A 9,257-nucleotide genomic window follows, 5' to 3' on the forward strand; every position below is an offset into this window, starting at 1 on the left:
GCGGGTAGTGGCGCAGGCATTGGCCAGGGTGTGGCTGCCGACGGTGTCGATGACGCCTGCCCAGCGTTCCTTGCCCAGCGGGCGTCCCGGCGCGGCCAGTTCGGCGCGATCGATCACCTCGGCGGCGCCGAGGGACGTCAGATAGTCGGCCTCGTGCAGCCGCCCGGTGGCGGCCACGACCCGATAGCCCAGCTTGGCCAGGAGGGTGATCGCCACGCTGCCCACACCGCCGTTGGCGCCCGTCACCAGAATGTCACCGTCACCGGGGGTGATGCCGTGCTTCTCCAACGCCATCACGCAGAGCATGGCGGTGTACCCTGCGGTGCCGATGGCCATGGCGTCCCGGGGCTGGAAACGCTCAGGCAGGGCAACCAGCCAGTCGCCCCGGACCCGTGCCCGCTCCGCCAGCCCGCCGCTGTGGGTCTCGCCCACGCCCCATCCGTTGAGCACCACCTTGTCGCCGGGGTGCCAGTCGGGATGCTGGCTCTCCAGCACGGTACCGGCAAAGTCGATGCCGGGGATCAGAGGGAAGCGGCGTACCACGGGGGCGGCGCCGGTGAGGGCCAGGCCATCCTTGTAGTTGAGGGAAGACCACTCTACCGCCACGGTCACATCCCCGGCAGGCAATATCTCCTCGGAGAGGCTCTGGTAGCTGGCGCGATAACCCGCCTCGTCTTTCTCGATCAGAATACCGTTGAACATCTTGTCTACTCCCATTAATTGGACTGACTGACTATTAATCTTCGTAAAAAAATCACTTTGCTAACTTCATGAAAAAATTGAGAAAAGAGAGCATGGGCTCGGTATCGCCCACCAGGCGTGCGCGCAGCACGGCCCCTTCCCAGCCGATCCAGAACTGATGGGCGAGGGCAGGGCAGTCACAATCAGGGGGCAGCTCCCCCGCCGTCACCGCGTCCCTCAGGCAGCGGGCAAGCAGCGCCTCCCAGTCGAGGAGGATCTGCTCGAGGCGCAGGCGCAGCTCGGGGGAGAGCTGCACCACCTCCTGACCCAGGTTACCCACGAGGCAGCCCCGCTGGAACGCAAACCGGGTCATGCCCCGGCAGGCGCTGTCGACGAAGGCAACAAGACGGGCCAGGGGGGGCAGGCTCTCATTCTCCAGATAGCGCGTCAGCTTGCGGCAGAAGTAGTGGTGATAGGCATCCATGACCGCCAGGGTGAAGTCGTGCTTGGTGGCGAAGTAGTGATAGAAGGAGCCCTTGGGGATCCCGGTCGACTGCAACACCCGCTCGATGGAGGTGGCGGCGATGCCCTGCTCGGTCAGCAGCTCCATGCCCCGGCGGATCAACAGATCCCGGGTATCGGCATAGGTGTGCCCGTGCTGGGCAGGGCGGCCGCGAGGGCGGCGAGGCAGGGGGTCATTGGCTTGCATGGGGCTTATTAGACGCCTCAACTAGAAATAATGCAAGCGCGGCACCGAACGGACGAAACGAGTGGATGAGATCGGGTAGTCGAGACAAGCTTGAGCCAGCGGGGCTGAAAACAGCGAGGGCGCCAGTGGCGCCCTCGCATCGATGGGTGGCGGGGTCTCAACTGCGCAGCTTGTTGTAGACAAACAGCACGATCAGGGCGCCAACGGTGGCGATGATGATGCTCGGCAGGTTGAAGCCGGTGACCGTTCCCATCCCGAGCAAGGTGCTGACATAGCCCCCCACCATGGCGCCGACCACCCCCAGGATCACCGTCATGAAGAAACCGCCGCCATCCTTGCCCGGCATGATCCATTTGGCCAGGATGCCGACGATCAGCCCCAGTACCACCCAAGTAAGAAATCCCATGGTCATCTCCTCGTTGTGTGCAGAGAACCAGAGTATATGCAGGGATCCTGCTTGTATCCCGCCGCAGCACGGCGTGAGTCAGAAACGGTCATATGAGACTCGCTCATGACCATGGCAGGCAGAGGACTTCAGCCGAGCGCGCGGGTGTCGAGGCGCTGCCCGGCGGGGGAGCACACCAGCACCGACCCCTGCTCGAACCAGTCTCCCAGCACGATGCGCCGCGCCGCACGCCCATCCAGGGTGAAGTCGTGGATGGCGGGCCTGTGGGTGTGGCCGTGGATCATCAGGCGGCAGCCGTGCTGGCGCAGCATCTCGTCCACCGCCTCCGGGGTCACGTCCATGATGATCTGGCTCTTGTGGGCATTCTCCATCTGGCTCTGGCCGCGCATCTTGTGGGCGATGGCCTGGCGGCGCGAGAGCGGCAGGCGCAGGAAGAGCCAGCGCAGCCACTTGAGTTGTGTGATGCGGCGAAACTTCTGGTAGCCCTCATCCCGGGTGCAGAGCAGATCCCCGTGGCTCAGCAGCACCCGCTCGCCGTACAGCTCGATGACGCAGGGGTCGCCGAGCAGGGTCATGCCGGCCCGTTTGGCAAATTGGCGCCCCAAGAGGAAGTCGCGGTTGCCGTGAATGAAATAGAGGGGCACCCCTTGCTGGCTCAGGGCGAGAAAGGCATCGGCCACCTCGCGGTGGAGCGGGTTGGGGTCGTCGTCCCCAACCCAGAATTCGAACAGATCCCCCAGCACATAGAGGGCGTCGGCACCGGGCGCGTCTTCGGCCAGAAAGCGCACCAGGGCCGCCGTCATGTCGGGCCTGCCTTGGCTGAGGTGAATGTCACTGATAAAGAGGGTGCTCATGAGTTCCTGGGCATCATGGTAAGAGAGTCCCGCCTGGGGCCGGACAAGGCCTGTGACCTTGCACGTCGAGCGGGTGGGGGAGGGAAGGGCAGCAGAGCCCCGCAAGGTTGACGCCCTCCAGGGTCAGCAACGCCTCGTAAGGGTCGCCGGACAGACCCAGCAGGCGGCACATGGCCGCTTCCCCCTTGAGCCCTTCATCAACGCGCAGGCGCAGCACCTCCCGGTGGAAGGGGGCGCCAAAGCGCTCAAGCAGGGCGGCCATCAGGCTGAGGTGGCGCCAGCCATGACACATCTCGAGGGGATCAGGGGTGAGGTAGAGCTCGACTGGCCAGCACTGGCCATCGGGGCCGGTGAGGGGCTGCTCGGCGATCCAGACCTGCTCGCCCTTGCTTCGCACCTGCCAGCCTTGTGCTGCCAGTGTCGCGGCAAGGAAGGCCGGGTCCGGATGCTGGCAGAGGATGTCGAGATCGCTGCCGGGCCTATCCAGCCCGATGGCGATCGTGCTCACCAGGGCCAGATCGTTGCACAGGGGGCCAAGCTCATCCCACAGGCCGCCGCTCAGCAGGGCGTGGGCCGAGCACTGACGTGCGTTGCCCTGGGCCAGATAGTCGAGGCGGCGCCAGTTGGGGGCGGCAGATGGAAAAACTGCGGCCGGGGCCGCAGTGGTATCAGAGCCTGGCCGGCAGGGATTACTCGGCAAGGGTCACCTTGGTGATCACGACGTCTTCGGTCGGCACGTCCTGGTGCATGCGACCGTAGTTGCCGGTCTTCACGCCCTTGATCTTGTTGACCACGTCCATGCCGGCGGTCACTTCACCGAACACGCAGTAGCCGAAGCCCTGGGTGGTGGCGGACTTGAAGTCCAGGAAGTCGTTGTTGTTCACGTTGATGAAGAACTGGGCGCTGGCGGAGTGCGGCTCCATGGTGCGGGCCATGGCGATGGTGCCGACCTTGTTGGACAGACCGTTGGCCGCCTCGTTCTTGATAGGAGCGCGGGTCTCTTTCTCTTCGAAGCCCGGGGCATAGCCGCCACCCTGGATCATGAAGCCGTCGATGACGCGGTGGAAGATGGTGTTGTCGTAGTGACCGTCACGGCAGTATTGCAGGAAGTTGGCCACGGTCTCCGGGGCTTTTTCCGTGTTCAGGGTCAGGGTGATGTCGCCGTGGTTGGTATGCAGAGTAACCATGAGTTGTCCTTTCATTTTGACGCGGGCAGCAAGGTGCCCGCAGGTGTATGGCATAAAGTGGTGGCAATTCTAGCCCATCAAGGCCCTGCGGCATAGATGGCAGGGGGGAGAGGGGGCTTTTTCTGCCTCGTTTTCTATACCGGATGCGGTTAGAATGGCAGGCCATTTTACTCACAGGCAGTGGTCATAAGATGCTGAAGATATACAACACACTCACTCGTCAAAAAGAAGAATTCAAACCTATCCACCCGGGCAAGGTGGGCATGTATGTGTGTGGCGTCACTATCTATGATCACTGTCATATCGGCCATGGCCGTACCTTCGTCGCCTTCGACGTCGTCGCTCGCTACCTGCGTTATGCAGGATACGACCTCACCTATGTGCGCAACGTCACCGACGTGGACGACAAGATCATCAAGCGCGCCGCCGAAACGCACGTGACCTGTGACGATCTCACCGAGCGCCTCATCGGCGACATGCACCAGGATTTCGATGCCCTCGGCATGGTGCGCCCGGACATCGAACCCCGCGCCACCCAGCACATCGGCGAGATCATCGCCCTGGTTGAAACCCTGCTGGAAAAAGGGCACGCCTACGTGGCGGACAACGGCGATGTGATGTTCATCGTCGAGTCCTACGCCGACTACGGCAAGCTCTCGGGCCAGGATCTGGAGCAGTTGCAGGCCGGCGCCCGGGTCGACGTGGTGGATGCCAAGCGCAATCCGCTCGACTTCGTGCTGTGGAAGATGTCCAAGCCCGGCGAGCCGACCTGGGACAGCCCCTGGGGCCCGGGCCGTCCTGGCTGGCACATCGAGTGCTCCGCCATGAACTCCAAGCACCTTGGCAACCATTTCGACATCCACGGCGGCGGCTCGGATCTGCAGTTCCCGCACCACGAGAACGAGATTGCCCAGTCCTGCTGCGCCCACGGCGGCGACTACGTCAACACCTGGATGCACAGCGGCATGGTGATGGTGGATAAAGAGAAGATGTCCAAATCCCTTGGCAACTTCTTCACCATCCGTGACGTGCTGGCCCACTATGACGCCGAAACCGTCCGTTACTTCCTGATGTCCGGTCACTACCGCAGCCAGCTCAACTACTCGGAAGACAACTTGAAGCAAGCCCGCGCCGCCCTGGAGCGCATGTACACCGCCCTGCGCGATCTGCCGGTGGCCGCTGCTGCCGGTGGTGACGAGCAGGTGGCTCGCTTCAAAGATGCCATGGACGACGACTTCAACACCCCGGAAGCCTACTCCGCCCTGTTCGATCTGGTGCGCGAGATCAACCGCCAGAAGGCCGAAGACATGGCCGTTGCTGCCGCGCTGGGCGCCCGCCTGCGGGAACTCGGCGCCGTGCTCGGCATCCTGCAACAAGACCCCGAGGCTTTCCTCAAGGGTGACGAAGCGGACGAAGAGGTTGCCGAAATCGAGCGCCTGATCGCCGAGCGCAATCAGGCCCGCGCCGACAAGAACTGGGCTGCGGCGGATGCCGCCCGTAACCGCCTCACCGAGATGGGTATCGTGCTGGAAGACAGCGCCGGCAAGACCAGCTGGCGCCGTGCCTAAGGCCGGTGGCCTGTTAGGCCAACCGGTTAACCAAATAAAAAACCGCAGCCCTTGGGCTGCGGTTTTTTTTGTGGCCTGTCTGAGGGCTGGCACCTTCCCTCTCTCCTTAATGGCATGGCTTCGCCATGCAGGACGCGAGGGCGCTGCCCTCGACGGGGTTTCGCCGCCGCTGCGCGGCTTGGCGAGTGACTTTGGAAAGACCCGCTCTCTTTGGCAAATAACACCAAAAGTCTTCTCCCCCTGCAAACCGCCCGCTTCGCGGGTTCCCTCGTCTCGTCCAACGGGTCGGACGGAGCGCCGCAGACGGTACTTTGGCCTACGCCATCCCTGGCTTTGGCCAAATCCCGCTTCGAACATCCTTGTTCTCGCGCCAAATCGGGGACGAGCAGTGCTCGCCCTGATCCGATTTGGCCCCTGCGTCGGCTGCAACATCATCCATGGTGGCGATCCTGACCATTGAACTCGACTCGGCGGTTTGCAGGGGGAACCAATACCGTGCCCGCCCGTGGCTTTATCTTTCTGGTCGACCGTTTATTACGCCGCAGGGGGAGAGCAGTGCAAGGGGTTGGCTAAATAAAAAATCAGTAATAAAAATGTATCCTCGGCTGTGGCTTTTTAAGCATCTCGCTTTGTTTTGATAGAGGAATTATTTCTATGGTTAGAATGTTTTTACCCTATATAAATTCGTGTTTCCTCAAACTGAGAGCACCATAGTTCTTTATCTATATGAGGTGTTGTATTCAAACTATTTTTTATTTTAGGTATGTCATCTGCTTTGATAATACTATCGTTAATTAGACGTCTCCATTCATTAGGATAAAATGTAGCGATGATAAATGCCATGAAAGAGAATGGCGTCATCTGGACTTTAACAGGTATCCTTGAGTTGTTTTCAAAACCTATATGTAAGTGAAATGCTGGATGTGTCAATCTACAATACTCTTCTTTGCTTAGGCTCATGTCATATCGAACTGGAGTCGCAGTACATAGAGTGCTAGTGCTTTCTACGTAGCTATGAAATGCCAAAGCACATTCAGAAGAGGATAAATAATCATTTCTCTCCTCATCATTAAATCCACTGTACCATATATCACCAAACTCTTCGTGGATGAAATCTTCACGTGAAGGGAACTTCACTGGGGCCATTAAATATCTAAAACTATGGTCCTCATAAATTAGTAAAGAACCATCTTGCAGCATGAATTGATACCAATAATTTTTAGTATATAACTCCCACTGCTCTCTATAGCTCTTGCCTCTAAGTTGAACGACATAGTTATGAGGAAAGACAACACTGGGATTATATTTTTCAAGAAAACTCAAGTTTTCTAAAGTCTTTTTAGCTAGAGCTAACGATTGAATAAAACTAGCAACCATTATTTTTTTCCTTTTCGACCTTCGCTCTCTGCTAGATATTCTTGCATTTTTTCAAAGGAGCCAAATTTCTTAGCAAGTTCTTTAATTTTTTCAATATCACTTTGGCTGACAACTTCTTCCATTTGTAGGTCATGCTCAATCTCTTGCCCTTCTAGAGCAGAAGGGTATTTAAATTTTATATTCGGAAGGTTTTCTATAGCAGAATTTATTTCATTGAATAGAGGGTCTAAAACTGATCCAACACCAGATATGCATATCCAGCCTTTAGTTCTGGTAAGTGCAGTAAATATTAAGTTTCGATTTCTAACATTTAGATTGTATGATAAGAAATCTGTTCCCATTAGAAATACTGAGTATGCCTCATTACCTTTTGCTTTGTGGATTGTACTGAGAGTTATGCGTCCTTTAACTCTAAAATCACTTATTAAATATTTTTCTGCATGTATATTGTTGGTGTATATCTCGTGCGCAGAAAGGATGTCGGTTAGTCTGTTGAAGTATCTCTTACAGCGATAGTCATCTGCGCACATGACAAGAATATCTTCCGGTGATAGCCCATCAGCCTTAATATCATTAATAATTCTATTTGCTACTTCATTTATTTCTGCATCCATATCATCTGCTTTATGCATTGATATTAGCTCATGAGGTGATTCACCAATCAATGTAGGAGAATGCTTTTCGTCTCTTAAAACATGAACATCCTCATTTTCCTGAAATGCTCCTTCAGTTTTCCCTACGACGGTGTAGCCAAGAGATGTCCAGTGCTCAACATTTTCAATTTTTTGAACTTGCTTTCCATAAACGCCTAATCCAATGCTATGTGCGCATACAAGGGTAGCGAGAGGTGTTCGGTAACAGATGTTTAAATATTTTTCTTTAATAAACTGTGTGCCATCATCATAAATCTGGGCAGCAGTAGGTACTTGGCTTTGGAAAATATTTTGGAATACATCAGCACCAAATGTTACTTGTTTATTTTTTGCTAATTTCGTGCAAAGTCTTAAAAAGTATTTATTATAGTCTTGAGCTTCATCGACAAAAACATAATCATAAAGTGGAGTTATATCTACGCTATCCAACAAGTCCTTGCATGCAAACTCAAAAGCATCCATTCCATGAGGCTTGCATCTCATAGCTTCAGGGTATGTTAAAAATTGATGATTAAAGGCATTACATGCCTCCCAATAAACACCATCATTAGTTCTTCCCCCCCAAGAATGCTTGATCGCGACCCTGTCCAAATTGCTTAAGTCATCATCAAACTCGCGATAAAATCTTTGTATTAAACGTTGGACATGCTGGTATAAACTCTTCGTTGAAAATGTATAAAGTATTTTACTTTTACAACCAGGTTCTGCTCTGACTAAAGTTATTGCTGCCTTCATTGCCAGTACAACGGTCTTACCTGAACCGGCTAATCCACGTATTCTTTGTGGTCCAGAGATCGCTGGAATATATCCTTCTTGCTGGTCTTTATCAAAAAGTAATATTTGTGATTCAACATTGCTTATTTTGTAAACTTTTGAATCGTTATCAAAACCATCTAAATTTCGATCTTCTGCTTTCCAGAGACCTTTCGCTCCCTGTATAGTCGAAATGCTTTCGTAAAATGTTTCAGCCTCTACTTTACAATATGAAGCCTTAATTATTGACTCTAAGTGATGAAAACTAACTGCATGGCTGTTTTTAAGTTCAATAGTGGCTAGTTCACTTTCTTCATAATTTGGGGCGAAGATTATGGTATGAAAAGGGATCTTTAACTGATTAAAACCACTAGAAAGTCGCTTGTTTCTAATTAGCCGCGCGAAAATATTATTCGCAATCTCTAATAGCTTCTCATCAGCGTTTAGTAACACGGATTTGTTATAGCTATTCGCATCTGTCGTATGTAATGACCAAATTCCATATTTCATGCTCACAAGAATAAGCTGTGAAACAATTAGATTGTCATCATTGTTCTTATAAAGAGGGAAATCAACAAATAATTGATCTCCCTCTAGTTCTAAAGATGACTGTTCAAGACCACGAACTAAGCTATTCAATACGGGTGTTGCATGAAAATCATAACCTTTAGGATTTATTTGTAACATATTGTTTTCCGAATAATTGACATGGTGTATATGATGGAAATATAACACTAAGAATTTGATTAGAATAGTTATATTCTGGCTGTGAAGCCCCTTTTATAAAATCTGCAGGTTCAGTTCAGTTCAGTTCAGTTCAGTTCGCTAAGCGAACCATAATCGGACGTTCGAGAAATAAGGTGTTATTACGGTGAATACTCACTATCGGGCCTTCAATATAAAACCGTTTCCCGATAAGGATATCTGCCGCTTGCCGTTGTACCCACCATGTTTTTCACCAATGTAAGCATGTTGATGGCGCTTGTTGCATAGGCGCGACCATCTGATCTCGCCATAGGGTTGGCGAGGTGTACAGATCTAGTTATCACCTGACACCGGCCTCAAACCG

At 53.6% G+C, this 9,257-nt stretch carries 9 protein-coding genes; 1 reads left to right on the forward strand and 8 read right to left on the reverse strand.

The genetic code is table 11. The features are described from left to right. From AACR77_RS00570 to AACR77_RS00595, 6 genes are all read right to left on the reverse strand, one after another. Positions 1 to 702 (reverse strand): MDR family oxidoreductase (locus AACR77_RS00570; RefSeq protein ID WP_042879124.1); only part of this gene is annotated, 702 nt, incomplete at its 3' end. 52 nt (positions 703 to 754) lie between these two features. Next, positions 755 to 1,390, reverse strand: coding sequence for an acrylate utilization transcriptional regulator AcuR (acuR, locus tag AACR77_RS00575; protein ID WP_042879128.1), 636 nt, complete (start codon positions 1,388 to 1,390; stop codon positions 755 to 757). A 157-nt stretch (positions 1,391 to 1,547) separates the two neighbouring features. Continuing rightward, positions 1,548 to 1,796, reverse strand: a complete 249-nt coding sequence (locus AACR77_RS00580; RefSeq protein WP_010675223.1) for a GlsB/YeaQ/YmgE family stress response membrane protein — start codon at positions 1,794 to 1,796, stop codon at positions 1,548 to 1,550. A 128-nt stretch (positions 1,797 to 1,924) separates the two neighbouring features. After that, positions 1,925 to 2,650 carry a UDP-2,3-diacylglucosamine diphosphatase gene (lpxH, locus tag AACR77_RS00585; RefSeq protein WP_042879130.1) on the reverse strand — a complete coding sequence of 242 codons (726 nt, stop codon included), beginning with the start codon at positions 2,648 to 2,650 and terminating at the stop codon, positions 1,925 to 1,927. A gap of 13 nt (positions 2,651 to 2,663) precedes the next feature. Continuing rightward, positions 2,664 to 3,350 (reverse strand): DUF4269 domain-containing protein, encoded by a 687-nt coding sequence (locus AACR77_RS00590; RefSeq protein WP_042879132.1) that lies wholly within the window; start codon positions 3,348 to 3,350, stop codon positions 2,664 to 2,666. Continuing rightward, the gene (locus AACR77_RS00595) at positions 3,340 to 3,837 is read right to left on the reverse strand and encodes a peptidylprolyl isomerase (protein ID WP_042879133.1); all 498 of its coding nucleotides are present in this window, start codon (positions 3,835 to 3,837) and stop codon (positions 3,340 to 3,342) included. The genes AACR77_RS00590 and AACR77_RS00595 overlap by 11 nt, the downstream gene beginning before the upstream one ends. 191 nt (positions 3,838 to 4,028) lie before the next feature. Here AACR77_RS00595 and cysS point away from each other — a divergent pair, with 191 nt between their 5' ends. Next, positions 4,029 to 5,405, forward strand: a complete 1,377-nt coding sequence (gene cysS / locus AACR77_RS00600) for a cysteine--tRNA ligase (RefSeq protein WP_042879134.1) — start codon at positions 4,029 to 4,031, stop codon at positions 5,403 to 5,405. A gap of 669 nt (positions 5,406 to 6,074) precedes the next feature. Here the strand turns inward: cysS and AACR77_RS00605 are convergent. Together AACR77_RS00605 and AACR77_RS00610 are read right to left on the reverse strand one after the other, a co-directional pair. After that, positions 6,075 to 6,782 (reverse strand): DUF2290 domain-containing protein, encoded by a 708-nt coding sequence (locus AACR77_RS00605; RefSeq protein ID WP_081999344.1) that lies wholly within the window; start codon positions 6,780 to 6,782, stop codon positions 6,075 to 6,077. After that, the gene (locus tag AACR77_RS00610; protein ID WP_081999345.1) at positions 6,782 to 8,875 is read right to left on the reverse strand and encodes a DEAD/DEAH box helicase; all 2,094 of its coding nucleotides are present in this window, start codon (positions 8,873 to 8,875) and stop codon (positions 6,782 to 6,784) included. Before AACR77_RS00610 ends, AACR77_RS00605 begins: the two co-directional genes overlap by 1 nt. Positions 8,876 to 9,257 lie beyond the last annotated feature (382 nt).

It is taken from the genome of Aeromonas sp. ZOR0002, from assembly GCF_963866995.1.
Lineage (GTDB): Bacteria > Pseudomonadota > Gammaproteobacteria > Enterobacterales > Aeromonadaceae > Aeromonas > Aeromonas caviae.

Bases quoted from the DNA above. Each gene is read 5' to 3' on its own strand.
- acuR (WP_042879128.1), bottom strand. From the start codon at position 1,390: ATGCAAGCCAATGACCCCCTGCCTCGCCGCCCTCGCGGCCGCCCTGCC.
- AACR77_RS00580 (WP_010675223.1), bottom strand. From the start codon at position 1,796: ATGGGATTTCTTACTTGGGTGGTACTGGGGCTGATCGTCGGCATCCTG.
- lpxH (WP_042879130.1), bottom strand. From the start codon at position 2,650: ATGAGCACCCTCTTTATCAGTGACATTCACCTCAGCCAAGGCAGGCCC.
- AACR77_RS00595 (WP_042879133.1), bottom strand. From the start codon at position 3,837: ATGGTTACTCTGCATACCAACCACGGCGACATCACCCTGACCCTGAAC.
- cysS (WP_042879134.1), top strand. From the start codon at position 4,029: ATGCTGAAGATATACAACACACTCACTCGTCAAAAAGAAGAATTCAAA.
- AACR77_RS00605 (WP_081999344.1), bottom strand. From the start codon at position 6,782: ATGGTTGCTAGTTTTATTCAATCGTTAGCTCTAGCTAAAAAGACTTTA.
- AACR77_RS00610 (WP_081999345.1), bottom strand. From the start codon at position 8,875: ATGTTACAAATAAATCCTAAAGGTTATGATTTTCATGCAACACCCGTA.